This is a genomic window from Planotetraspora silvatica, assembly GCF_016863315.1.
In the GTDB taxonomy this organism is placed as follows: Bacteria; Actinomycetota; Actinomycetes; order Streptosporangiales; family Streptosporangiaceae; genus Planotetraspora; species Planotetraspora silvatica.
Window position 1 is genome coordinate 1 of sequence record NZ_BOOQ01000061.1, and the last position, 23358, is coordinate 23358.

The window sequence follows — 23358 nt, forward strand, 5'->3', positions numbered from 1 at the left end:
TTTTTATTTCCCCCGTAAAGTCCCCCGCAAAGACGAACACCCCCCGCGAAGGCCGTAAACGGCGCCGCCGGCCTCATCCAGAAGCCACTTCACCGTTGTAGCCGCACTGAGCTCGGCGTGGAGTCGTCGTGGTGCGCAGGACAGGCTGGGTGCCTGTCCTCATGACGGGGGAGGCCGCGGATCCGACATTCGGTTCCATGGAACATGAGCAGATCTTCGGGGCACCGTCCTCAGACGGACGCGACGGCACCCGAGCCGATCACCGAATCTCGCCGTCCAAGATGGATGGCTTCGCCGTCGCCTCTCTCGTGCTGGGGCTGTGCGGTCTCCTGTGGTTTCCGGGATTACTGATCGCCAGGTACGTCGACGAGCGCGTCGTCGATCTCATCAGGCCGGTCGTGAGGCTCATGTCGCAGCTCCTGTTCTGCGCGGTGCCTTTGGGACTGAGCCTGCTGGGAATCAGCACAGGACACGTCGCCCGGCACAGGCTCAGGTGGGCGGAGGGACGAGGCAATGCGATAGCCGTCGCCGGCCTGTGGGCGGGCTACCTGGCCCTTGTCTGCCTTGTGCTGTTGGTCGCGGGGAGCCTCTGGCTGGCCAGCCAGTTCAGCTGACCAGTAGGGCCGGCACAACAAGCCACACGAACGGCCCTCGACCATGTCCGGCAGCCGCGGCCTAATCGCACGCCTGTCATCTGCGCGTCGACGCATCCGCGAGGCGCTCGTCAAGCAGCAGTGCGGCGACGGTCTCCGGGGCTTCGTGCATTGCGTCGTGGCCGGTTGGGACGTCGTGGACCTGCCAACCGGGATCGGCTTGGAGTCGGGTGCGGAGCTCAGCGAACGGCGTCCGATCTTCCCATCCCGAGCAGTAGATGAACTCCCGACGGGGGACCTGGGCGAGCGCGCCGGTGAGCCGGATCGTTTGCAGGAACGAGGCGAGAGGATGGGGACGGCGGCGGGGATCGCCGCCGTCCGGCGGGCGGACGGCGTATCCGGTGGCCGCAGCGCCGGCAGCGAACACTTCCCGGAAATGCTCGTTCGTTGACGACCAGCACGACTCGCCATCGCGCGGGACGTAGGCGTCGAGATGAACCAGTCGTGAGATCCGGCCGTCAGCGCGGTCGGCGGCGGCGGCGATCACCATCCCGGCGTAGCTGTGGCCGACCAGGGTCGCGCTGGTGATGTGGTTGCGATCGAGGTGCCGCAATACGTCGCCGGCGTGTGTGTCGAGGTTGGCGGTCGCGACCGCCGCGTTGTCGTCGTCTGGCCCCAGACCGGTCAGAGTCAGGGCGTGAACGGTGTGACCGGCACGCTCCAGCAGCGGAACCACCGCCTCAAACGACCAGGAGCCCTTCCAAGCGCCGGGCACGAGGACGAACGTCGCCATGTGTTTCTCCTTCTCTCAAGCCGCGGCATCGAGGCACGCTGCCTCGATGACATGTGGTTCGGTCGGGCGCTGTGCGCGACCGAAACCACCGCATGGAGGTAGTGTCGCCAAATCAAGGTGTGGCTTACTACCGATAAGATGCCAACTGATGCCTGTTCGCCGCCAACCTCCCGAGATCGCCGGTGTGACGTCACACATGTGGCCGTCTGGCGGGCGCCACCTCTGGCCATCCGGCGAAGCAAGCGCGGTGCAGTCCCACGAACGGGGACATCTGGTATACGCAGCCAGCGGTGTCCTGGCAGTTCACACCGAGCGCGGCACGTCGATCGTTCCCGCCAACCGGGTCGCCTGGACCCCGGCCGGGTTCACGCACTCCCACCGCTCCCACGGCGACACCGATATGCGGATCGTCTTTCTCGCGCCATCCCTCGCTCGGCTGATACCGGACCATCCCGCCGTGTTCCTGGCCTCCGACCTCGCCCGCGAGGTACTGCTCGCCCTGACCGGCCCCCGCAACTACGACGACGCAGCGCCCGGCTACAGCCGCTCCGCGCGCGCTCGCCTCCTTCGAGTGCTCGTCGATGAACTCCGCGAAGCACCCGAACAGCCACTGCATCTGCCGGAGCCACGGGACGACCGGCTGCAAGCCATCGCCCGGATGCTGTACGAGACGCCTGCGGACAACTCCTCGCTGGCCGAACTCGGGAAGACGATCGGCGCCAGCACCCGCACCCTCAGCCGACTGTTCCGCAACGAACTCGGCATGACCTTCTATGAGTGGCGCACCCAGCTGCGCGTCCACCACGCGCTCGTGCTCCTCGCCGACGGCCACGACACCACCCAGACCGCCTACGCCTGCGGATGGGCCAACCCCAGCGGCTTCATCGCGGCGTTCACCAACATCATCGGAACGACCCCGGGCCGCTACCGAACCAGTCGCCAGACCACCGCCCTCGCGTCTCAACTCTCGACGGTGGCCAAGTCCTCGGGGTGATTCGCACTCGGACTACGAGCCGATGGGACAGGAGACGACCCCCGTGTGCCTCGCGATTCGCTCAAGGCCTCACAAAAGCATTACGCCGAACCCGATGGCCGGGTTCGGCGTAATGCGTGTGCCTGGAAGGAACGGCGTCAGCTGGACACCAAGCGGTAGCCCACCCCACGGACCGTCTGAATCATCTTGTCGTCGTCGTCACCGAGCCTGGCGCGCAGCCGCTTGACGTGGACGGCGATCGTGTTGGTGGACATCGCGTCCGCGGAATGCCACACGTGTCGCATTATCTGCTCGCGCGTGACGGTCCGGTCGGCGTTGCGCATCAGGTAGTGAAGCAGTTCGAACTCTCGCAAAGGCAGGTGGACGATGTGCCCCGCCACCTTCACCTGGTAAGCCGTGACGTCCAGTTCGACGTCGCCGATCGTGAGCACGATCCGGTGGTCGCCCTGGCGCCGGAACGCCGCCTGGACGAGCGGAAGCAGTTCGTGGACTCGGTAGGGACGCGCCACGCAAGCCGTCGCCCCGGCCGCGAGAGCCTGCAGGGCCTGCTCGGTATCGCTCCCGAAATCGATACCGAGCAGGACCGGCACGGCCCGTGCGAGCCGTACGGCCCGGACGAAGTCGACCGGGCCCACGACGGGCAGGGAAGAGCTGATCAACACGGCGTCAGGCTGGAGCGCGCCCGCCTGAAGCAGAGCCTGCGCGCCGTCCATGACGCCGGTGACGTCGATCCCCTCGGGTTCCAGGGCCGCCGCCAGTTGCTGGATGAGGCCCGCATCCGGATCGGCCACCAAAAGCATGGGTGCCGACCGAGTGTCCCCCTCCACTACGGGTGCCGCCACCCGAGTCCTCCAATGCGGTTCAGCCGAAGCGTCCGGTGATGTAGTCCTCGGTCGCCTTCTGCGTCGGATTCGTGAAGATCTTGGAGGTTTCGTCCATTTCGACGAGCTTGCCTGGCTGCCCCTGGGCCGCAAGGTTGAAGAATGCGGTCCGGTCGCTGACGCGAGCCGCCTGCTGCATGTTGTGCGTCACGATGACGATCGTGAACTCCTGCTTGAGCTCGGAGATCAGATCCTCGATCGCGAGGGTCGAGATGGGGTCCAGCGCCGAGCAGGGCTCGTCCATGAGCAGGACCTGCGGCTGTACGGCGATCGCCCGCGCGATGCACAGACGCTGCTGCTGTCCGCCGGACAGGCCCGCACCGGGCTTGTTCAGCCGGCTCTTGACCTCGTTCCACAGGTTGGCACCCTTGAGAGAGGTCTCGACGATGCCGTCCAACTGGGACTTGGAGAAACGGCCGTTCAGCTTCAGGCCCGCGGCCACGTTGTCGAAGATGGACATCGTGGGGAACGGGTTGGGCCGCTGGAACACCATGCCGATGGTCCGCCGCACCGACACGGGGTCGACGCTCGCACCGTAGAGATCCTGGTCCTCAAGCCGGACCTTTCCCTCGACGCGGGCGCCGGGGATGACCTCGTGCATGCGGTTCAGGGTCCGCAGGAACGTCGACTTGCCGCAACCGGAGGGGCCGATGAACGCCGTGACGGAACGCGGCTCGATGGTCATCGAGATGCCTTCGATCGCCTTGTGCGACCCGTAGTAGGCATCGAGATCGGAGACCTCGATCTGCTTTGCCATCTCTTATCCCCTCTTAGCAGGCGAACGCCACCACGAGATGAGGCGCGCGACCAGGTTGAGCAGCATGACAATCAGGATCAGGGTGAGCGCCCCGGTCCAGGCGCGGTCGATGGCGATGTCCTGGGGGAGGCTCGACTGACCGAAGACGTACAGCGGAAGGCCCATCTGGGGCCCGTTGAACGGGTCTTCGTTGATGGAGTCGGTGAAGAACACCGTGAGCAGCAGCGGCGCGGTCTCGCCCGCGACACGGGCGACGGCCAGCATCACGCCGGTGACGATTCCGGTGAAAGCCGTCGGCAGCACGACCTTGACGATCGTGCGCCATTTGGGCACACCGAGCGCGTAGGACGCCTCGCGCAGCTCGTTCGGAACGAGCCGCAGCATCTCCTCCGTCGATCTGACCACCACAGGCATCATCAGGATCGACAACGACAGCGCGCCGGCGAAGCCCGAGAACGGCATGCCCAGAACGAGGATCCAGAACGCCAGGACGAACAGGCCGGCGACGATGGACGGGACACCGGTCATGATGTCCACGAAGAAGCTGATGAATCGCGACAGCCTGCGGCCGTTGCCGTACTCCACCAGGTAGACCGCGGTGAGCAGGCCGATCGGCACCGCGATCAGCGAGGCGAGCAGGACCTGCTCGAGCGTTCCGATGATCGCGTGGTAGGCGCCGCCGCCGGCGTCCCGAGCACCGATGTTGCGCATCGAGTGCGTGAGGAACTCCACGTCGAAGCGCTTGAGGCCGTTCTTGACGACGAGCCACAAGACCGAGACGAGCGGAACGATGGCGACGGCGAACGCCAGGTAGACCAGGACCCGGACGGCCTGGTCCTTGGCCCGCCTCCCGACGGAAAGGGGCTGGATTCCGGTTTGCACGGTCACGCGGCGGCCCTCGCGTATTCCTTACGGCGGGCGATGATGAGACGGGCGGCGGTGTTCACCACAAGGGTGATGACGAACAGCACCAGGCCGGAGGCGATGAGCGCGCCGCGGCCGATCGGAGTGGCCTCGCCGAAGCCGTTGGCGATGTTGGCGGCGATGCTGTTGCCGTTCGGGCTGAGGATGCGGAACGAGATGGTGAAGGTCGCCGGGAAGATCAGGGCGACGGCGATCGTCTCGCCCATGGCCCGCCCGAGCCCGAGCAGCGCGGCGGTGATGACGCCGGGGCGTCCGAACGGCAGGACCGCCATCCGGATCATCTCCCAGCGAGTGGCGCCGAGAGCGAGGGCGGCCTCTTCCTGGAGCTTCGGCGCCTGCAGGAACACTTCACGCGAGATCGCGGCGATGATCGGAAGGATCATGATCGCGAGCACGAGCGACGCGGTCAGCATGCTCTTGCCCACCACCGAGTCTCCGCCGAACAGCGGGATCCACGCGAGGTAGTCGTTCAGGAACTTGGAGGGGCCGAGCATGAAGGGGACGAGGAAGGTGACGCCCCACAGGCCGTAGACGACGCTGGGGACGGCGGCCAGAAGGTCCACCACGTAGCCGAGGATCGACGCCAGGCGACGGGGCGCGTAGTGGGAGATGAACAGGGCGACGCCCACGGCCACCGGAGTGGAGATGATGAGCGCGAGGAACGAGCTGACGACGGTGCCGAAGGCCAGTGCGCCGATTCCGAAGACAGGCTTGGTGGCGTTCGGGTTCCAGGTCAGTTCGGTCAGGAAGTGCGACGTGTTCGCCTGAAGGGCAGGGATCGCCTTCACGACGAGGAAGACCGCGATCGCCGCCATGATCGCCAGCAGGATGACACCTGAGCCGACCGATAGGAAGCGGAACGGGCCGTCGCCGCGGCTGCGCCGGAAGGCGGACCGGCTAACAGCCGGCCCGCCTTCGGTCTTGGGAAGAGACGTGGCCATCAGGGCTAGGAGATCGCCTCGACGGCGGTCCGGACCTTGCTGATGAGGCTGGCCGGCAGCGGGGCGTAGCCCAGGCCGGTCAGGGACTGCTGGCCGGCGTCGCTGGCCGTGTAGGTCAGGAACGACTTGACCAGCGGGAGGTCGGTGGCCGACAGGCCCTTCTCGCAGGTGATCTCGTAGGTCACCAGGACGATCGGGTAGGCGCCCGCGGCGCTGGTGGCGTAGTCGATCTTGAGCTTGAGGTCGTTGCCGGTGCCCGCGACCTGGGCGGCCTCGACGGTCTTGCCCGCGCTCTCCGGGGTGAGCTCGACGAACTCGCCGGAGCCGTTGGCGACCTTGGCCTTCTGGAGGCTCGAGTTCTCAGCGAAGGAGAGCTCGACGTAGCTGATCGCGCCCTCGGTGCTCTTCACCGAAGCGGCGATCTGGTCCGAGCCCTTGGCGCCCTGGCCCTTGGCCTCGGCCGGCCATGCCTTGCCCGGCTCGTACGGCCAGTCGGCGGTCGCCTTGAGGAACTTGGTGAAGTTGTCGCTCGTGCCCGACTCGTCCGAGCGGTGGAACGCCTGGATGGCGGTCGAGGGCAGCGTGGCGTTGGGGTTGTCGGCCTTGATGGCCGGGTCGTCCCACTTGGTGATCTTGCTGTTGAAGATGCCGCCGATGGTCTTCGGCGACAGCTGCAGGCCGTCCACACCGGGGACGTTGTAGACGACGGCGACGGGGCCGATCACCATGGGCAGGTTGATCGCCTTGCCGGTCTTGCAGCGGGCGTCGGCCTGCGCCGGCTCGCCCTTCTCGTCGTTCAGCGCCGAGTCGGAGCCGGCGAACGCGACGGTGCCCTGGATGAAGGACTGAACACCCGCGCCGGAGCCGGCCGGGTTGTAGTTGACGCTCACACCGGTGTTGGCCGACTGGAAGCCCTTCTTCCACTCGTCCATCGCGTTGGCCTGAGCCGAGGAGCCTGCGGCGTTGATCGTGCCAGAGAGGCTGCTGCTGCCACCCGCCGATGAGGCGGTGGTGGGGGCGCCAGTGTCGCCGCTGTTATCGTCGGTGCCGCACGCGGCGAGCGAAAACACGCCGATAATGGCGGCCGCGGCAAGCCGGCCTGCATACTTCACGGTGATTCCTCCCGCTTGAATTCTCATCGTTGAGGACAGTAGAGATCCAAGGTGACCGGATCCCTTGGTAAAGGTGAACGAGTAGTGAACGCGCCGGGTCTCTTGTGGTGATCGATGGAAATAACGAGCAGGTCACGATGGGTATGCGAGACCATTGGTTCATGAAGCGCATATGTCTGGTATGCATGGGAAACATCTGCCGGTCACCGATGGCCGAGATCGTTCTGAGACGCACGCTCGAGGAGAGGGGCCTTGACGTGCTCGTCGACAGCGCGGGCACCGGCGGCTGGCACGCGGGTGAGCCCATGGACGAGCGCGCCCTCGCGACGCTCGCCGAGCACGGATACGACGGCGAGGCCCATCGTGCACGTCAGTTCGACCGGGCCTGGTTCGCCGAACGCGACCTGGTCCTCGTGATGGACGCGGAGAACCTCCGGGCCGTGCGGCGGATCGCCCCGCCCGGAGCCGACGTGCGGCTGTTCCGCTCGTTCGACCCCGCCGCGCCCGAGGGGGCCGAGGTGCCCGATCCCTACTACGGCGGGCAGGAGGGCTTCACCGACGTGCTCGTCATGGTCGAGGCCGCGTCCGAGGGGCTGGCGAAGTACCTTGAAGATCACTAGGGATCTCGGTACGAGTCACGCCTGGACCCTCCACGAAGGCGTCGTGGACGACGGACGGCGGGTCTTCGTCAAGAGGGGCGCCGACTTCACCGCTGAGGCCGCCGGGCTCCGCTGGCTCGCCGAACCGGAGGCCGTGGCCGTCCCGGAGGTGGTCGAGGCGGACCGCGACACCCTCGTGCTGGAGTGGATCGATACGGCCCAGGCGACGGCGGAGGCGGCCGAACGGTTCGGCCGCGAACTGGCCGCTCTCCACGCAGCGGGAGCGGAGGCCTTCGGTGCCCCGTGGCCCGGGTCCATCGCCGAGTTGCCCATGGACAACGGGCCGGCTTCCGACTGGCCCTCCTTCTACACCTCCCAGCGGGTCCTCCCGTTCGTACGGCAGGCCCGCGACGCCGGGCGGCTGTCGGCGGCGGACGTCGACCTGGTCGAGGAGGCGTGCGACCGCGTGACGGAGGTGTCCGGCCCGGCCGAGCCGCCCGCCCGCATCCACGGCGACCTCTGGAACGGGAATCTGCTGTGGTCCGCCCCACCGGACACGGACGGAGCGGGCCCCGGGCGTGTCGCGCTGGTCGACCCGGCGGCTCACGGGGGCCACAGGGAGACCGACCTCGCCATGCTCGCGCTTTTCGGCGCTCCGCACCTCGCCGTGATTCTGGGCGCCTACCGGGAGGCCGCCCCGCCGGCGGACGGCTGGCGGGAACGGGTGCCGCTGCACCAGCTTCACCCGCTCGCCGTCCACGTCTGCCTGTACGGCGACGCCTACCGGGGGAGCCTGCTCACGGCCGCCTCCGAGGTCCTCGCCATGTGACGCCCGGAGATGCTCGTAGATGCCCGGAGATGCTCAGAGATGTTCAGGGGCGCGAGAGGCGTTTGAGCACCTCGCCGTGCAGCAGTCCGTTCGTGCAGACCATGCTGCCGGTGTCGAGGGGCATGGTGCCGTCGAGGGCGGTGCAGGTGCCGCCCGCCTCCTCGACGATGACGGTGAGCGCGGCCATGTCCCAGGGGGAGAGCTCGGGCTCGGCGGAGATGTCCACCGAGCCTTCCGCGACCATCATGTGCGACCAGAAGTCGCCGTAGCCGCGGCTGCGCCAGACCTGCCGGGTGAGGTCGAGGAAACCGTCGAGCCGGTCGTCCTTCTCCCATTCCTCCAGGTCGGAGAAGGCGAAGGAAGCGTCACCGAGGCGGCCGACCTCCGACACGCGGCAGCGGGACGCCTTGGTCAGGCTGCGCCCGGTCCACGAGCCGCCGTCCTTGGCGGCCCACCAGCGCCGGCCGAGGGCCGGGGCCGAGACGACGCCGACGACGACCTTGCCCTCTTCCATCAGCGCGATGAGGGTGGCCCACACGGGGACGCCGCGTACGTAGTTCTTCGTGCCGTCGATGGGGTCGATGACCCACGAGCGCATGCCGTATCCGGTCCGGCCGAACTCCTCGCCCACGACCGCGTCGCGTGGCCTGGCCCGCCGCAGCGTGCCGCGGATGGCCTCCTCGACGGCCCTGTCGGCGTCGCTGACCGGGGTGAGGTCGGGCTTGGTGTCGACCTTCAGGTCCACGGCCTTGAAGCGGCGCATTGTGATGTCATCGGCGGCGTCCGCCATCACATGCGCGAGTCGCAGGTCGTCGCTGTATCCCATCACAGGCCCCAAGTTATCGTGCCGGAGGCCGCTTACATCAGGCCCGGATCGCTCCAAAACATACCCATCGGTAACATCCGATCATGGACATCGCCGCATTCCTCCTCGACAGCGTCCCGTTCGCGCGCCTGCTCGGCATCACCTTCGACTCGGTCGGAACCGGCACCGCCGTGGCGCGCCTGCCCGACCGTGAGGATCTGCACAACCACGTGGGCGGCCCGCACGCCGGCGCCCTGTTCTCACTCGCGGAGTCGGCGTCGGGGGCCGCCATGTTGTCGGCGTTCGGCGACCAGCTCTCCCGGGCCGTGCCGCTGGCCACGGTGGCCGCGGTCCGCTATCTCAAGCTGGCCAAGGGCGAGGTGACGGCGTCGGCGGCCCTGCGGGCCGACCGCGGCGAGGTCGTCGCCCTGCTCGACGCGGGAGAGCGTCCGGAGTTCGACGTGACGGTCGACATCCATGACGCGGCGGGGACCCTCGTATCCGAGGTGACCGTCTCCTGGACGCTCCGCCCCAACCGCTGATCAGTCGTCGTCGGACCCCTCGCGGCTGGCCAGCAGACGCCTGAGCGACTCCAGCCGCGCGGGGTCGCAGTGGCCGTCCGCGACGAATCGGTCCAGCGCGCAGTCGTCCCCGAGGTGGGTGCACCCCTTCGGGCAGTCGACCGCGGCCTCGTTCAGATCGGGGAAGGCGGCCAGCACGGTCTCCACGGAGACATGGGCGAGACCGAAGCTGCGGACCCCGGGCGTGTCGATGATCCAGCCGCCCTCGGGCAGCTCCAGAGCGACCGCCGACGTGGAGGTGTGCCGTCCCCGGCCGGTCACCGCGTTGACGTGGGACACCGCGCGCCGTGCCTGCGGCACCAATGCGTTGACCAGCGTCGACTTCCCCACTCCCGAGTGCCCGACGAGCACGCTGATCCGGTCGGTCACCCGCTCGCGCAGCTCGCCGAGCGGGCTGCCCTTCTCGACCACCACGTACGGCACGCCGAGCGGCTCGTATTGGGAGACCAGCTGGTCGGGCGGGGCGAGGTCGGACTTGGTGAGGCACAACAGCGGATCGATGTCCGCGTCGAAGGCGGCGACGAGCATCCGGTCGATCATCCGGGGGCGCGGCGGCGGGTCGGCCAGGGCCGTGACGATGACGAGCTGGTCGGCGTTGGCGACGATCGGCCGCTCGATGTCGTCGGTGTCGTCGGCGCTGCGCCGCAACATCGAGTCGCGCTCCTCCACGCGCACGATCCGTGCCAGCGTGTCGGGCTGGCCCGTCACGTCGCCCACGATCGCGACGCGGTCACCGACGACGATGCCCTTGCGGCCGAGCTCCCTGGCCTTCATCGCGACGACGAGGGTCCGTTCCGCCTTGCCCGCGCGGCGAGCCGCCCCCTTCGCGGGACGCGCGGCCCGTGCGTCGCCGTTGATCCGGGGGATGCCGGGCCCGACGAGGCAGGTGTAGCGGCCGCGGTCGACGGCCACGACGAACCCTTCGACGGCCGCGTCGTGGGCAGGGCGGACCCGCGTCCGGGGCCGGGAGCCCTTGCCCGGTCTCACCCTGACGTCGTCCTCGTCGTACTGCCGTTTTCTCAGTGCCCGCGCCCCGATCGTCTCGCGCACCCGTGAGCACCGCTCACGGGGCCGCTCATCGGACGAGGCCCTCTCATCGCGGGCCGCCCAGCATGGCGGCCCACATGTCCGGGAACTCCGGGAGGGTCTTCGCCGTGGTCGCGATGTTCTCCACCTGGACGCCGGGCACGGCCAGCCCGATCACGGCGCCGGCCGTCGCCATGCGGTGGTCGTCGTAGGAGTGGAAGACCCCGCCGGACAGCGGCCTGGGGTGGATCTCCAGCCCGTCGTCGGTCTCGCGGGCGTCGCCCCCGAGGCGGTTGATCTCCGTGGCGAGCGCGGTGATGCGGTCGGTCTCGTGGCCGCGGATGTGGGCCACGCCGCTGATGCGGGACGGTCCGTCGGCGAGGGCGGCCAGCGCGGCGATGGTCGGCGTCAGCTCGCTCACCTCGTGCAGGTCGGCCTCGATGCCCCGCACCTGTCCGGAGCCCGTCAGCTGGAGGCCCTCGGGGACCCTGGTCACCGTCGCGCCCATCCGCTCGAGCAGGTGGCGGAGCTGGTCGCCGCCCTGCGTGGTCTTCTCCGGCCAGCCGGGGACGACGACCGTGCCGCCGGTGACGAGCGCCCCGGCGAGGAACGGCGCCGCGTTGGACAGGTCGGGTTCGACGTCGACGTCCCGCGCCCTGATCGGGCCGGGTTCCACCCGCCACACGTCGGCTCCGGAGTCGTCGACCTCCACACCGGCCTGCCGGAGCATGTGGACGGTCATCTCGATGTGGGGCATCGACGGGACCGGGGGCCCGCTGTGCCGTACGGTCACGCCCTGGTCGAAGCGGGCGCCCGCCAGGAGCAGGCCCGACACCATCTGGGAGGAGACCGAGGCGTCGAGGACCACCTCCCCGCCGGAGATGGGCCCGCGGACGGTGAACGGCAGGGCGTCATTGTCGACGGACGCGCCCAGCGCGCGGAGGGCCCCCAGGATCGGGCCCATGGGCCGCTTGCGGGCGGCCGGGTCGCCGTCGAAGAGCACCGGGCCGTCGGCGAGCGCGGCCACCGCGGGCACGAACCGCATGACCGTCCCGGCCAGGCCGACGTCGATCGAAACGCCGCCCCTGATCGGCCTCGGGGTGATCGCCCAGTCCACACTGGAGGCGCTCTCCTCGGAGGACGTCATCTCCGCACCCAGCGACCGCAGGGCGGCCACCATCAGATCGGCGTCGCGGCTGCGCAGGGCCAGCCGTACGCGACTGGGGGCGTCGGCCAGCGCGGCGAGCAGCAGCGCACGGTTGGTCACCGACTTGGATCCGGGCAGGCGGACGGTCGCGCGGACCGGATCGGTCGCGACCGGGGCCGCCCAGAGCGCCTCAGGGCCCTTGGATGCGGAGTGCGGTGTGGCCATGCCAGAAGCCTATCGTCGTGCCCCCCTGAGCCCGTACGGCGCGCGCGTGCGGGAGAAATGGCAATCTGGAGGGCATGTGCGGGAGATACGCGTCGGCGCGCAAGAAGCATGACCTTCTCGAGGAGTTCGAGGTCGAGCTCGACGGCGCCCCCGACCAGGAGCTCGGGCCCGACTACAACGTGGCTCCCACCAAGGAGGTCTACGCGGTCATGAGCCGCGTCCCCAGGGTCGAGGGCGAGAAGACGTCGGGCCGGCCGGTGCGGCAGTTGCGCGTCGTCCGCTGGGGACTGGTCCCGAGCTGGGCGAAGGATCCGTCGATCGGCTCGCGGATGATCAACGCGCGGATCGAGACCGTGGGAGAGAAGCCCGCGTTCCGCAAGGCTTTCGCGTCGAGGCGGTGCCTCCTGCCCGCGGACGGCTATTTCGAGTGGATGCCGACGGAGGACAAGAAGAAGCAGCCCTATTTCATCCATCCCGCGGACGGCGGCGTGCTCGCGATGGCGGGGCTGTACGAGTTCTGGAAGGACCCCGGGCGGGCGGACGACGATCCGCTGAAATGGCTGTGCACGTGCACGGTGATCACCACGTCGGCCGAGGACGAGCTGGGCCGCATTCACGACCGCATGCCGATGATGGTCGAGCGTGATCGCTGGGCGGAATGGCTCGACCCCCGGCTGGCGGACCCCGCGAAACTGCTGGTCCCCGCCAGTCCCGACAGGCTCGAGGCGTATCCGGTCTCCACCGATGTGAACAACGTGCGCAACAACGGCCCGGCATTGGTCCAGCCGGCGGAGCCGATCGGCAAGGAATCGGGAAACGACGATGATGCCGGCGCGCTTTTCTAGAAATCCATTGGTGTAAGTCGGACGCCGAACGGGCATCCGGTAACGAAAGCGGTTCACCACGCCGTAATAAATGCCGACCTGTCGGGAGACCGGGGCTCCTCGGCGGGTGTTCCCCACGCTCCCGGAGGTGCGGATTCGTGGATGTCGCGACCGCGCGTATGCGCTTGGAAGTCATGCTCGAAGAGCTCGATCGTTCGATCAGGGTGTTGAAGGGCGACCCGGTCGCCGTGCCGGAACGATCGGCCGCCGACGCGGGGGCCGATCTCACCGACGCCGACCATACGCGAGCCATGCTGGACGTCGCGTCGCGGCAGCGCAAGGAGGTCCAGGACGCCCTGGTCCGGCTCGACCAGGGCGGTTACGGGCGGTGCGTGGACTGCGCCGCCCCCGTCCCCGAGGGCAGGCTGGAGGCACGGCCTGAGGCGGCCCGCTGCGTCCAGTGCCAGTCGAAGCGGGAGCGCCGCCGCTAGCTCGGAGCCGGGCCTGCCGGGAGCGGCTTGCGCGCGCTGGCCACCAGGTGGATGCCGACGGTGTCGTCGTCGTCCGGCCGGCTCGCGAGTTCGGTGCGGACCAGCCACGCGAGCGACCGGCCTCCCGAGCCGAGGACGCGGTCGACCATGGAGGGGGACAGGACCGTCCTCGGGCGGATCCACTCCACCTCGAGGCCGGCCCCGGTGATCAGTTCGCGGACCTGCGCGCTGGTGAAGCATCGAGTGATGCTTCCGTCGGGCCAGGGGATGAGCATGACCTCGCCGGTCTGGCACAGATGGGCCCAGTAGTTCTGCTCGGCGAGGATCGCCATGCCCAGCACGAGCGAGTCGACGCACAGCAGGACGCGGCCGCCGGGCTTCAGCACGCGGGCCATGTCGTCGAGCACCGACTCGGCCATGAGGTCGACCGACAACACGCGCTCCTCGGCGATCACCGCGTCGACGCACCCGTCGGGGAGGAATGAGAGGTCGTCGGCGCGGACCTTCTTGGTGAGGTCGGAGGCGTCTCTCAGCCACGGTTCGACCGGTCTGCGGAAGTCCATCACCTCGATGACCCGGTGGCCGGCGCGGGCGGCCTGGGCCGGCCACCGGCCCCGGCCTCCGGAGAGGTCGACCAGCAGCGACGGTTCGCCGGGCAGCCACTGACGCAGCTGCTCGGCGACGACCGCGTGGTAAAAGGTCCAATACGGCCCGAGCGTGCCCGAGCCATTGAGTTCGTTGGCCGGAATAGGCAGCACGAGCAGCTCCTGGACGTCGAATTTCCGGGCTACCAGCCGGTACGTATGTATTTCCCCTTGCGGAGGCGTTCATCACCTCAAACCGCACCGGGAACAGACTCTACGCCCGACCTGTTACAGGTGGGCATGAACACGTTGGTGCTGCCGGAAGCCCCCGGCAGGGGCGCCGCTACCAGGCCGGTATTCTCGGCTGGGTACGGTGTTCTGAAGGGGGTGGGTCCGGTCTCCAAGACAGCTGAGGAGACTCTGGGGCAGCGCAGTGAGCGGTTCGAGCGCGACGTCATGCCGTATCTCGACCAGCTCTACTCCGCCGCGCTCCGGATGACTCGCAACCCAGCGGATGCGGAAGACCTCCTGCAGGAGACCTTCGCCAAGGCTTTCGCCTCCTTCCACCAGTTCCAAGAGGGCACGAACCTCAAGGCCTGGCTCTACCGCATCCTGACCAACACCTTCATCAACAGCTATCGCAAGAAGCAGCGCGAGCCCAAGCAGTCCGGCACCGAGGAGATCGAGGACTGGCAGCTCGCCCGGGCCGAGTCGCACACGTCCAGCGGTCTGAAGTCCGCCGAGATCGAGGCGCTCGAGCACCTGCCCGACAGCGACGTGAAGGACGCACTGGCGGCTCTTCCCGAGGAGTTCCGCATCGCGGTCTATCTGGCCGACGTCGAGGGCTTCCCGTACAAGGAGATCGCCGACATCATGGGCACGCCGATCGGCACCGTGATGTCCCGCCTGCATCGTGGCCGCCGCCAGCTGCGGACGCTGCTGCAGGACTACGCACGTGACCGCGGGCTCGCGCGGTCAGACTCCCGCAGCGGGGGCGACGACGACTCTGTTGGCCAGGAGGGGCGATGAGCTGCGGGAACCACCACGAGACCCCGTGTACTGACGTTCTCGACCGGCTCTACAGCTACCTCGACGGCGAGCTGGACGAGCACGGTTGCGCCGACATCAGGCAGCACCTCGACGAGTGCCACTCGTGCCTCGACGAGTACGGCCTGGAGAAGGTGGTCAAGCAGCTCGTCGCCAAGCACTGCGGCTGCGACCCCGTGCCCGACGACCTGCGGGCGAAGGTCATGGGCCGGATCGAACAGGTGCGCGCCCAGCTCGCCGATTAGGATCTCCCCCCGGAGCTTCGGGAGGGCGGCGGCATGCGGGTACTGGTCACGGGCGGAGCCGGTTTCATCGGGTCCAATCTGGTCGATCGGCTGGTGCGGGACGGGCACGAGGTGACGGTGCTGGACGATCTGTCGTCCGGAGGCAACCGGAACCCCGAGGCGCGGCTGCATGTGATGGACGTGCGCGACCCCGCCATCGGCCCGGTGATCGAGGGCCTGCGGCCGGAGGTGGTCTGCCATCTGGCCGCGCAGATCAGCGTCAGGAGGAGCGTCGCCGATCCCGCCCTCGACGCCCGGCTGAACGTCGAGGGCACGGTCAACGTGCTCGAGGCGGCTCGGCGCGCGGGCGCGCGCAAGGTCGTCTACGCCTCCTCGGTGGCCGTGTACGGGCGGCCCCGGGTCATCCCCGTCCCGGCGGACGCCGCCACCGATCCGCGTTCGCCGTACGCCGCGTCGAAACTCAGCGGCGAGATCTACCTGTCCGCCTACCTCGGGCTGCACGGCCTGGAGTACACCACGTTGGTGCTGTCCAACGTGTACGGCCCGCGCCAGTCGCCGGAAGGCGAGGCGGGCGTCGTCTCGATCTTCACGGACGCCCTGTTGTCGGGCAGGCGCACGGTCGTGTACGGCGACGGCTCCCAGACGCGCGACTACGTCTTCGTCGACGACGTGGTGGACGGCTTCGCCCGTGCGTGCGGGCCTGAGGGGAACGGCCGCCGGTTCAATCTCGGGACGGGCGTGCAGACGACCGACCGGCGGCTGCACACGCTCGTCGCCGCCGCGGCCGGTGCCCCCGACGAGCCGGCGTTCGAGCCGCCCCGGCTGGGCGATCTCCCCGCCATGGCCGTCGACCCGGCCCCCGCCTTCGAGGGACTCGGATGGCGGCCGGCGCACGATCTCGCCGCCGGGCTGAAGGCAACCGTCGCCTGGGCCACGAGTGCGTGAGCTATGTGGGTCGATTCCCGCGCGATAAATCGGGATAATTCAACACAGCGTGATGGCTTGATTACGTTTTGGCCGCGAAGCCCCGACATCCCCGATCTCCGGTGTCGCGTTCTGTAGCCTGAGTGGCGAATCGATGTGGAGGCGGCACCATGCTTGGGAAGACCATCGTCCGGCTATTGGCGGCAATGACGCTGCTGACCCCAGTGGTCGTGCTCGTCGGCACTATCGGCACCGTCGCGGGGACCCCGGGGATCTCCTGGACGTAGTTCCTGCCTGTGGATCCACTTCCTGCTCGTCTGATCCATAGGCTTCTCTCACCCGAGGTGGCGTCATGCGGGAACTACCGTGGCCTGCCAGGATCTATTTCGTCGCGATCATCGGGGCCGCGGTCTACCTGCTCGCGCACTGCATCCTCGCGCCAGAGTGGACGGCGGACATCCACTGGCCGACGCTCCTCGTGCTCGGGCTGCTGTTCCTGGTCTGCGAGTCCGTTCCGACGTTGCTCAACGTGCCGCAGGCCGCCGTTTCCGTCAGTTACTCCGCCGCCCTGGCGGCCGTGGTCCTCGTCGGGGCCGAGGGCGCGGCGCTCGTCGGCCTGATGGCCGTCCTGAGCGTGCGTCCCGGCCTCGCCGTCGTCAAGCGCCTGTTCAACGGCGCGCAATTCGTGATCTGCGGATACGCGGCCGGCCGGGCGTTCGAGCTCGCGGGCGGCGTGCCGGGCCTGCCGAAGATCACCGACTTCCCGGGCATCCTCGTCCCGTACGGCGCGGCCACCGCGGCCTTCGTCGCGATCAACGTCGCGCTGACCGCGATGATCCTGCTGCTGGTGGGGGGACTGGGCAGGCACCAGGTCGCGTTGCGCGGCATGATCCAGTTCCTCGGGTCCTACGTGGGATACGCCACCTTCGGCCTGCTGATCGCCGGGCTGTGGGCCACGGTGGAGTCGATCTCGACGGTGCTCGTCCTGCTGCCCCTGTTCGTCGCCCGCTGGGCGCTCGGCCACTACCACGCCGAACAGCGCTCCTATGACGCGACGATCGCGGCCCTGTGCCAGGCGGTGGAGACCAAGGACTACTACACCCGGGGCCACTGCACCCGTGTCTCGGCCGCCTCCGGCATGATCGCCGAGGAGATCGGGATGGGGGCCGAGCGCCTCCAGGCCATCCGCTACGCCGGGATGTTGCACGACGTGGGCAAGCTGGGCGTGCCGACGAAGGTCCTGCAGAAGGACGGAGACCTCACGGAGGAGGAGTACGCCGCCATCCAGCTGCATCCCATGCGCGGCCTGGAGATCGTGCGCGGGATCGACTTCCTGGACGAGGCGTTCGCCGGAATCATGCACCACCACGAGCGGGTCGACGGGAAGGGCTATCCGATGGGCCTGGCCGGGCCGGAGATCCCGGAGTTCGCCCGGATCATCGCGGTGGCGGACGCGTTCGACTCGATGACCTCCGACCGGGCCTACCGCAAGGCGAAGCCGATCGACGTCGCCGTGGGCGAGCTGCTCAAGAACGCGGGAACGCAGTTCGACCCGATCATGGTCAGCACGTTCATCAAGGCGTTGAGCAGGGACGGCTGGAATCCGCCGCAGACCGCGCCGGCCCCGTCCGACGACGTGGTCGAGACGACCGCCAAGGATCACGACGACCCGACGATGCCCATCCAGGTGGTGTCGGAGCGGTGAGCGAGCGGCGGATGGCGGCCACCCGGTCGCCGGGGCTCGACTCCGGCCAGCTCCTGCTCATCTGCGCGGCCGGCATGCTGACCGTCGCGGGTATCTCCCACACGGCCGCGACCGGCCTGGTCGACTCGCAGGTGGCGATCGGGTTCGGCGTGCTGATCGCCGCGGGGGAGCTCGCCCGGCTGACCATGCCGGGGAACCGGGAGGTGGCGCCGGTCTCGACGGCCGCGTCCCTCGGATACGCGCTCCTCCTCGACGTCGGCGGCCGCGAGGCGACCCAGTCGGCGTTGCAGGTCGTCGCGGTGATGTCGGTCGGCATGATCGCCGGCGCCCTGCCGCACATCGCCGTCGGCCGCCCTCCGCGTCTGGACGCGATGGCCAGGCGGCTGCTCGCCGGTTCCCTGCTGGCCTTCGCCTACCGCCCGGTCGCGCATCCGCTCTACGAGGTGGCCGCGGCGGGTGACTGGTGGCCTGCCCTCGGGGTGATGGCGCTGCTCATCGCCGTGATGCTCACGGCCGACGTGGTGATCGCCGCGATGCTCCGCTCCGAGCAGGTCAGGACCGCGTTCGGCGTGGCCGTACGGGACGAGATCAGGATGGCGGCGCCGCTGGGCGCCGCGGTGGCCGCCTCCGGCATGCTCCTCGCGCTCGCCTCCCACAGCATGGACCTGACCGCGCTGCCGGCCTTCGCGGCGCCGCTGCTGGTCACGCAGGTGGCCTTCCGCAAGTACGCCGGGATCAGGGCCACCTATCTGCAGACCGTCCGGGCGCTGAGCCGGGTCACCGAGGTGGGCGGCTACGTCGAACCCGGCCACTCCCGCCGGGTCAGCCAGCTGTCCATCGCCATCGGCAGGGAGCTCGGCATGTCCGAGCCGCAACTGCTCGAGCTGGAGTACGCCGCCCTCATGCACGACATCGGCCAGCTCTCGCTGCGCGATCCGATTCCGGGCGGGGCCACCGTGCTGACCGACCCCGCGCAGGCCCGGCGCATCGCGGAGCTGGGCGCCGAGGTGATCAGGAAGACCGGCGTGCTCCACGGCGTCGCCGAGATCGTCCGGAGGCAGTGCGACCCGGTCGCCGAGTCGCCGCCCGCGGCCAGCCGGATCATCAAGGCGGCCAACGCGTACGACGACCTGGTGGGCGCGTCGACGGACAGGGACCGCGCGGCCGCCGCGCTGGAGCGGCTCCGTCTCGACGGCGGGACGGAGTACGATCCGATGGTCGTGGAGGCGATGGCCCGGGTGGTCGACCGGCTCACGATGACGCGCTTGTAGCAGACATATCACCGAAACGGGTTTTACGGGGTGCGCAGGCCGCGCTTTTTGTGGCGACCCTACAGATTCGCCTGTCGGGTTCAGTTGGAAACGATCGGCGGTCGACCTCGGGAATCGCCATAAGGTGGGCTGCGTGTTCGACTCAGTCCTCGTCGCCAATCGTGGCGAAATCGCGCGGCGGATCATCCGTACGGTGCAGCGGATGGGGCTGCGCGCGATCGCGGTCCACTCCGAGGCGGATGCCGACCTGCCCTTCGTCACCGAGGCGGACGACGCCGTCCTGCTCGGACCGGCCGCTCCCGCCCAGAGCTATCTCGACGTGGACAAGGTCATCGCCGCCGCCCGCGCCACCGGCGCACAGGCGGTCCACCCGGGCTACGGCTTCCTGGCCGAGAACGCGTCCTTCGCCCGTGCGGTGACCGAGGCGGGGCTCGTCTGGATCGGGCCGGCACCCGAGGCCATCGAGCGGATGGGCGACAAGATCAACGCCCGGAACATGATGGAGTCGGCCGGAGTCCCGGTCGCCGCCGGAACCCGTGAGCCGGTGGGGGCGCTCACGGAGGCCGTGCGGGCGGCCGAGCGGATCGGCTACCCGGTCATGGTGAAGACCGCGGGCGGCGGCGGTGGGATCGGCATGGGCGTCGCGCACGACGAGGAGTCGCTCGGCAAGGCCTTCGAGCAGGCGTCCCGTGCGGCCGCCAGGTTCGGCGGGGCGCAGGACGGCGAGAGCCCGGCGATCCTGCTGGAGCGCTACATCGAGCGCGCACGGCACGTGGAGATCCAGATCCTCGGCCTCGCCGACGGCACCGTGGTCGCGCTCGGGGAGCGGGACTGCTCGGTCCAGCGCCGCCACCAGAAGGTGGTCGAGGAGAGCCCGTCACCCGGCATCACCGGCGATCTGCGCGAGCGCATGCTGGCCGCGGCGGTGCGTGCGGGTGAGACGGTCGGCTACCGCGGCGCGGGCACCGTGGAGTGCCTGGTGGACGCCGACGCGCAGGACTTCGTGTTCCTGGAGATGAACACCCGCCTGCAGGTCGAGCACCCGGTCACCGAATCGGTCACCGGCCTCGATCTGGTCGAGCATCAGATCCGGATCGCCGCGGGCGAGGTCTACGCCCTGGAGTCGAGTCCGGGCGGCCACGCGATCGAGTTCCGCGTGTACGCGGAGGACCCCAAGCGCTTCCTCCCCGGGCCGGGGAAGATCGACATGTGGGAGGAACCCTCAGGTGAGGGCGTGCGGGTCGACTCCGGGTACGTGGCGGGCAACGTCGTCACCCCGTTCTATGATCCGCTGATGGCCAAGCTCTGCGTCCACGGCGCGACCCGCGAGGAGGCCCTGGCCCGGGCCCGTACGGCCATAGCCGCCTTCAAGGTGGAGGGGCCCAAGAACAATCTGCCATTCTGTGCCGAACTGCTGGACGACCCCGAGTTCGTGAGCGGGGACTACGACACCGGGCTGGTTTCCCGGATGAGGAAAGCCCGATAGTTGATCGCGATGGAGGGGAGTTCCAGTGGCCGAGGTGCGCGCCGAGATGGTGGCGAACGTCTGGAAGATCGTCGTCGCCGAGGGTGACACGGTCGAGGAGGGTGACACGCTCGTCATCCTGGAGTCGATGAAGATGGAGATCCCGGTCCTCGCCGAGGACTCCGGGGTCGTGGCCCAGTTGAAGGTCGCCGAGGGCGACGTCATCCAGGAGGGCCACCTGATCGCCGTCATCGAGTGACGGCGCGGGTCACAGGCGCGACAGGAACCTTTCGCGGTCCACGATCACACGCTCGATGGTGCCGGTGCCCACGAGGACGCCCCTCTTGTCGACGGCCATGATCGAGAAGACCAGCCTCCTGCCGTCCACCTCGGTCAGCTCGGCCGCGATCTCCACGTGCATCCCGACCGGGCTCGGTGCGATGTGCTCCAGATGGACCTTCGTGCCGACCGAGGTCTGGCCGGGCGCGAGATAGTGCTGGACCGCCTTCACCGTGGCGCCCTCGGCGAACGAGAGCAGCCGCGGCGTGCCCAGGACCGGCACGTCACCGCTGCCCACCCGGATCGCGGTGTCCTCCCGCTCCACCATGATGAGGACCTCGGAGCGCAGGCCAGGAGCCAGTGTCATACGTGCCAGCCTATTCGGGGCCGATTAAGGTGATGACCGTGGACCCCTTCTGCGATCACTGCGGCCGGCCGGCCGCCGAGGGTGATCACGCCGCATGTCTTGCCGCCCGGGCGATGGAGCCGCCGCGCTACTGCCCGCGGTGCCGTCGTCGCATGGTGGTGCAGGTCACTCCACGGAGCTGGTCGGCACGCTGCTCCGAGCACGGCAGTGCGGCGGGGTGAGCCGCCGCACCGCCTCGGCGAGCCCACGGCCCTGACAGGGGGCCGGGGCTCGCGCGTTCACACCCCGGTGGTGTTCCGGGGGTAGGCGACCTCCGGGTCGGTGGCGATGTTCACCAGGTACGGCACGCCGGAGTCGAACGCACGCTGCAGCGCGGGCGCGATCTCCGTCGGGGACGTCACCAGTTCGCCGGCGCCGCCGAGGGCGGTGACCACCTGGTCGTATCGGGTCTGCGGCTGAAGCTCGGCCGCCACGTCATAGCCGTACAACATCTGCATGGGGTGCTTCTCCAGGCCCCACATGCCGTTGTTGCCGCAGATCATGACGACGGGCAGCTTGTGCCGTACCAGGGTGTCGACGTCCATGAGCGAGAACCCGGCCGCGCCGTCCCCGAGGAGCAGGACGACCTGCGAGGAGGGCCGCGCGACGCGGGCCGCGATGGAGTACCCGAGCCCGGTCCCGAGGCAGCCGTACGGACCCGGGTCGAGCCAGTTGCCGGGCTTGCGGGGCTCGACGTACTTGCCCGCGTAGGACACGAAGTCGCCGCCGTCGCCGATCACCACGGCGTCGTCGGCCAGCAGCCGGCCGAGCTCGCCGTAGATGCGCATGGGGTGGATCGGGTCGGAGTCCGACTCCATGAGGGGCAGGTCCGCCGCGATCGCGGCAGCGGCCGTCTCGGCCAGCTTGGTCAGCCACGGGGCAAAGGCCCTGGGGTTCACACCGGCCGTCCCGCACGCCTTGGAGAGGCTCCAGAAGAGCACCGACAGGTCGCCCGCCGCCGACCCGGACAGACCGGTGTGCGTGGCGATCTGGGAGGGCGCGTCGCCGATGTGGACGACCTTGGCGAGCGGCGCACCGTTCTTGCCGCCGAACCAGCCGTAGCCGAGGCGGAAGTCGAGCGGGGCGCCGACGACGATCACAAGGTCCGCCTGCCCGAAGGCGGTTCCGCGCGCCCGCGTGACGAGCAACTCGTGGCCGGCGGGCAGGATGCCCCGGCCCTGGCCGTTCGGGATGACGGGGAGGCGGAACTCCTCGGCGAAGTCGCGCGCGGCCTCCTCCGCCCGTTCCATCCACACGTCCGAGCCCAGCACGAGCACCGGGCGCTCGGCCTCGGCGATCAGCCGTGCGATCTGGGCGAGGGCCTCCTCGTCCGGTTCGAGCGGCGACGGGCTCAGCGTCTGCGTGGCGTGCTCGGCCGAGGGTGAGAAAAGGTCGTCCATGTAGAAGTCCAGGAAGACCGGCCCGCGGTGGGGGGCGACGGCTGTGCGGAAGGCCATCTCGACGTCCTGCCCGATGGAGTCCGCGCCGGACCCGGTGAAGGCGAGCTTGGTGATGGGTTCCAGCAGCGGCGGATGGTCCATCTCCTGCAGCGCGCCCGATCCCCACCGGGACCGCGGAGCCCGGCCGCCGAGCACGACCACGGGAGACCCGTTGAAGTGGGCCGTGGCCACTCCGGAGACGCCGTTGGTGATGCCCGGGCCGGCGGTGAGCACCGCCAGGCCCGGCTTTCTCGTCAGGCGCGCGGTCGCCTCGGCGGCGAAGACCGCACTCTGCTCATGGCGGACGTCGAGAATGCGCATGTCTTCGTGCACGGCCCCGTCATAGAGGGGGAAGACATGCCCGCCGGACAACGTGAACATCGTCTCGACGCCGTAGGCCTGAGAAACGGCGACCGCGATGTCGCCGGCGTGCTTGGGGGACTCCATGCGGTGAACCTACCAGTCAGTCAC

The 23358-nt window shown here is 69.2% G+C and carries 27 protein-coding genes; 15 read left to right on the forward strand and 12 right to left on the reverse strand.

The genetic code is table 11. The features are described from left to right. Positions 1–197 precede the first annotated feature (197 nt). Entirely contained in the window at positions 198–614 is a 417-nt protein-coding gene (locus Psi02_RS37260) for a hypothetical protein (RefSeq protein WP_203980641.1), read from the forward strand. Between the two features lie 76 nt (positions 615–690). Here the strand turns inward: Psi02_RS37260 and Psi02_RS37265 are convergent, their stop codons facing one another. Next, the gene (locus tag Psi02_RS37265) at positions 691–1386 is read right to left on the reverse strand and encodes an alpha/beta fold hydrolase (protein ID WP_203980642.1); all 696 of its coding nucleotides are present in this window, start codon (positions 1384–1386) and stop codon (positions 691–693) included. A 247-nt stretch (positions 1387–1633) separates the two neighbouring features. Here Psi02_RS37265 and Psi02_RS37270 point away from each other — a divergent pair, with 247 nt between their 5' ends. Beyond that, complete coding sequence (locus Psi02_RS37270) at positions 1634–2380, forward strand: AraC family transcriptional regulator (RefSeq protein WP_203980643.1); 747 nt, start codon at positions 1634–1636, stop codon at positions 2378–2380. A 137-nt stretch (positions 2381–2517) separates the two neighbouring features. Here Psi02_RS37270 and Psi02_RS37275 read toward each other — a convergent pair whose 3' ends face one another. From Psi02_RS37275 to pstS, 5 genes are all read right to left on the reverse strand, one after another. Beyond that, positions 2518–3180, reverse strand: coding sequence for a response regulator transcription factor (locus Psi02_RS37275; protein WP_203980684.1), 663 nt, complete (start codon positions 3178–3180; stop codon positions 2518–2520). Positions 3181–3241: 61 nt separating this feature from the next. Then, positions 3242–4018, reverse strand: coding sequence for a phosphate ABC transporter ATP-binding protein PstB (gene pstB, locus Psi02_RS37280; RefSeq protein ID WP_203980644.1), 777 nt, complete (start codon positions 4016–4018; stop codon positions 3242–3244). A gap of 3 nt (positions 4019–4021) precedes the next feature. Further along, positions 4022–4900, reverse strand: a complete 879-nt coding sequence (gene pstA / locus Psi02_RS37285) for a phosphate ABC transporter permease PstA (protein WP_203980685.1) — start codon at positions 4898–4900, stop codon at positions 4022–4024. 2 nt (positions 4901–4902) lie between these two features. After that, complete coding sequence (gene pstC / locus Psi02_RS37290; RefSeq protein WP_203958363.1) at positions 4903–5883, reverse strand: phosphate ABC transporter permease subunit PstC; 981 nt, start codon at positions 5881–5883, stop codon at positions 4903–4905. A 5-nt stretch (positions 5884–5888) separates the two neighbouring features. Beyond that, positions 5889–6995, reverse strand: coding sequence for a phosphate ABC transporter substrate-binding protein PstS (gene pstS, locus Psi02_RS37295; RefSeq protein WP_203980645.1), 1107 nt, complete (start codon positions 6993–6995; stop codon positions 5889–5891). Positions 6996–7156: 161 nt separating this feature from the next. Between pstS and Psi02_RS37300 the strand changes: the two genes are divergently transcribed. Together Psi02_RS37300 and Psi02_RS37305 are read left to right on the forward strand one after the other, a co-directional pair. Further along, the gene (locus tag Psi02_RS37300) at positions 7157–7615 is read left to right on the forward strand and encodes a low molecular weight protein-tyrosine-phosphatase (protein ID WP_239095487.1); all 459 of its coding nucleotides are present in this window, start codon (positions 7157–7159) and stop codon (positions 7613–7615) included. Further along, positions 7602–8423 carry a fructosamine kinase family protein gene (locus Psi02_RS37305; RefSeq protein WP_203980647.1) on the forward strand — a complete coding sequence of 274 codons (822 nt, stop codon included), beginning with the start codon at positions 7602–7604 and terminating at the stop codon, positions 8421–8423. Before Psi02_RS37300 ends, Psi02_RS37305 begins: the two co-directional genes overlap by 14 nt. Before the next feature lie 43 nt (positions 8424–8466). Here the strand turns inward: Psi02_RS37305 and hisN are convergent, their stop codons facing one another. Then, entirely contained in the window at positions 8467–9249 is a 783-nt protein-coding gene (gene hisN / locus Psi02_RS37310) for a histidinol-phosphatase (RefSeq protein ID WP_373317752.1), read from the reverse strand. 83 nt (positions 9250–9332) lie between these two features. On the opposite strand from hisN, the gene Psi02_RS37315 reads away from it, so the two are divergent. Continuing rightward, positions 9333–9770, forward strand: a complete 438-nt coding sequence (locus Psi02_RS37315) for a DUF4442 domain-containing protein (protein ID WP_203980649.1) — start codon at positions 9333–9335, stop codon at positions 9768–9770. On the opposite strand, the gene rsgA is transcribed toward Psi02_RS37315, so the two are convergent. Next, positions 9771–10832 (reverse strand): ribosome small subunit-dependent GTPase A, encoded by a 1062-nt coding sequence (gene rsgA, locus Psi02_RS37320; protein ID WP_203980686.1) that lies wholly within the window; start codon positions 10830–10832, stop codon positions 9771–9773. It abuts the gene before it with no gap. Between the two features lie 70 nt (positions 10833–10902). Continuing rightward, on the reverse strand, positions 10903–12207 hold the full coding sequence (gene aroA, locus Psi02_RS37325) for a 3-phosphoshikimate 1-carboxyvinyltransferase (RefSeq protein WP_203980650.1): 1305 nt from the start codon (positions 12205–12207) through the stop codon (positions 10903–10905). Between the two features lie 74 nt (positions 12208–12281). Here aroA and Psi02_RS37330 point away from each other — a divergent pair, with 74 nt between their 5' ends. Continuing rightward, positions 12282–13052 carry an SOS response-associated peptidase gene (locus tag Psi02_RS37330; RefSeq protein WP_203980651.1) on the forward strand — a complete coding sequence of 257 codons (771 nt, stop codon included), beginning with the start codon at positions 12282–12284 and terminating at the stop codon, positions 13050–13052. A gap of 137 nt (positions 13053–13189) precedes the next feature. Next, positions 13190–13522 (forward strand): TraR/DksA family transcriptional regulator, encoded by a 333-nt coding sequence (locus Psi02_RS37335; RefSeq protein ID WP_203980652.1) that lies wholly within the window; start codon positions 13190–13192, stop codon positions 13520–13522. Here the strand turns inward: Psi02_RS37335 and Psi02_RS37340 are convergent. Then, positions 13519–14280 carry a class I SAM-dependent methyltransferase gene (locus Psi02_RS37340; RefSeq protein ID WP_203980653.1) on the reverse strand — a complete coding sequence of 254 codons (762 nt, stop codon included), beginning with the start codon at positions 14278–14280 and terminating at the stop codon, positions 13519–13521. The genes Psi02_RS37335 and Psi02_RS37340 overlap by 4 nt on opposite strands. A 126-nt stretch (positions 14281–14406) precedes the next feature. Here Psi02_RS37340 and Psi02_RS37345 point away from each other — a divergent pair, with 126 nt between their 5' ends. The 7 genes from Psi02_RS37345 to Psi02_RS37375 all read left to right on the forward strand — a co-directional run bounded on the left by Psi02_RS37345 (position 14407) and on the right by Psi02_RS37375 (position 21022). Next, positions 14407–15135: a sigma-70 family RNA polymerase sigma factor gene (locus Psi02_RS37345; protein ID WP_373317751.1), complete on the forward strand. Its 729-nt coding sequence runs from the start codon at positions 14407–14409 to the stop codon at positions 15133–15135. Further along, positions 15132–15398 (forward strand): mycothiol system anti-sigma-R factor, encoded by a 267-nt coding sequence (rsrA, locus tag Psi02_RS37350; protein WP_203980655.1) that lies wholly within the window; start codon positions 15132–15134, stop codon positions 15396–15398. The genes Psi02_RS37345 and rsrA overlap by 4 nt, the downstream gene beginning before the upstream one ends. A 33-nt stretch (positions 15399–15431) precedes the next feature. Further along, a complete protein-coding gene (locus Psi02_RS37355; RefSeq protein ID WP_203980656.1) occupies positions 15432–16343 on the forward strand; it encodes an NAD-dependent epimerase/dehydratase family protein in 912 nt (303 codons plus the stop codon). Between the two features lie 331 nt (positions 16344–16674). Further along, complete coding sequence (locus Psi02_RS37360; RefSeq protein ID WP_203980657.1) at positions 16675–18027, forward strand: HD-GYP domain-containing protein; 1353 nt, start codon at positions 16675–16677, stop codon at positions 18025–18027. An 11-nt stretch (positions 18028–18038) separates the two neighbouring features. Then, on the forward strand, positions 18039–19298 hold the full coding sequence (locus Psi02_RS37365; RefSeq protein WP_203980687.1) for an HD-GYP domain-containing protein: 1260 nt from the start codon (positions 18039–18041) through the stop codon (positions 19296–19298). A gap of 133 nt (positions 19299–19431) precedes the next feature. Next, positions 19432–20784, forward strand: a complete 1353-nt coding sequence (locus tag Psi02_RS37370; protein ID WP_203980658.1) for an acetyl-CoA carboxylase biotin carboxylase subunit — start codon at positions 19432–19434, stop codon at positions 20782–20784. A 25-nt stretch (positions 20785–20809) separates the two neighbouring features. Further along, a complete protein-coding gene (locus Psi02_RS37375) occupies positions 20810–21022 on the forward strand; it encodes a biotin/lipoyl-binding carrier protein (protein ID WP_203958349.1) in 213 nt (70 codons plus the stop codon). Between the two features lie 9 nt (positions 21023–21031). Here Psi02_RS37375 and Psi02_RS37380 read toward each other — a convergent pair whose 3' ends face one another. Then, positions 21032–21409 carry a thioesterase family protein gene (locus Psi02_RS37380; protein ID WP_239095488.1) on the reverse strand — a complete coding sequence of 126 codons (378 nt, stop codon included), beginning with the start codon at positions 21407–21409 and terminating at the stop codon, positions 21032–21034. A gap of 32 nt (positions 21410–21441) precedes the next feature. On the opposite strand from Psi02_RS37380, the gene bsaP reads away from it, so the two are divergent. Further along, positions 21442–21630, forward strand: a complete 189-nt coding sequence (gene bsaP, locus Psi02_RS41335; RefSeq protein WP_444544199.1) for a biotin synthase auxiliary protein BsaP — start codon at positions 21442–21444, stop codon at positions 21628–21630. Positions 21631–21687: 57 nt separating this feature from the next. Here bsaP and Psi02_RS37385 read toward each other — a convergent pair whose 3' ends face one another. Continuing rightward, a complete protein-coding gene (locus Psi02_RS37385) occupies positions 21688–23334 on the reverse strand; it encodes an acetolactate synthase (RefSeq protein WP_203980659.1) in 1647 nt (548 codons plus the stop codon). Positions 23335–23358: the final 24 nt, after the last annotated feature.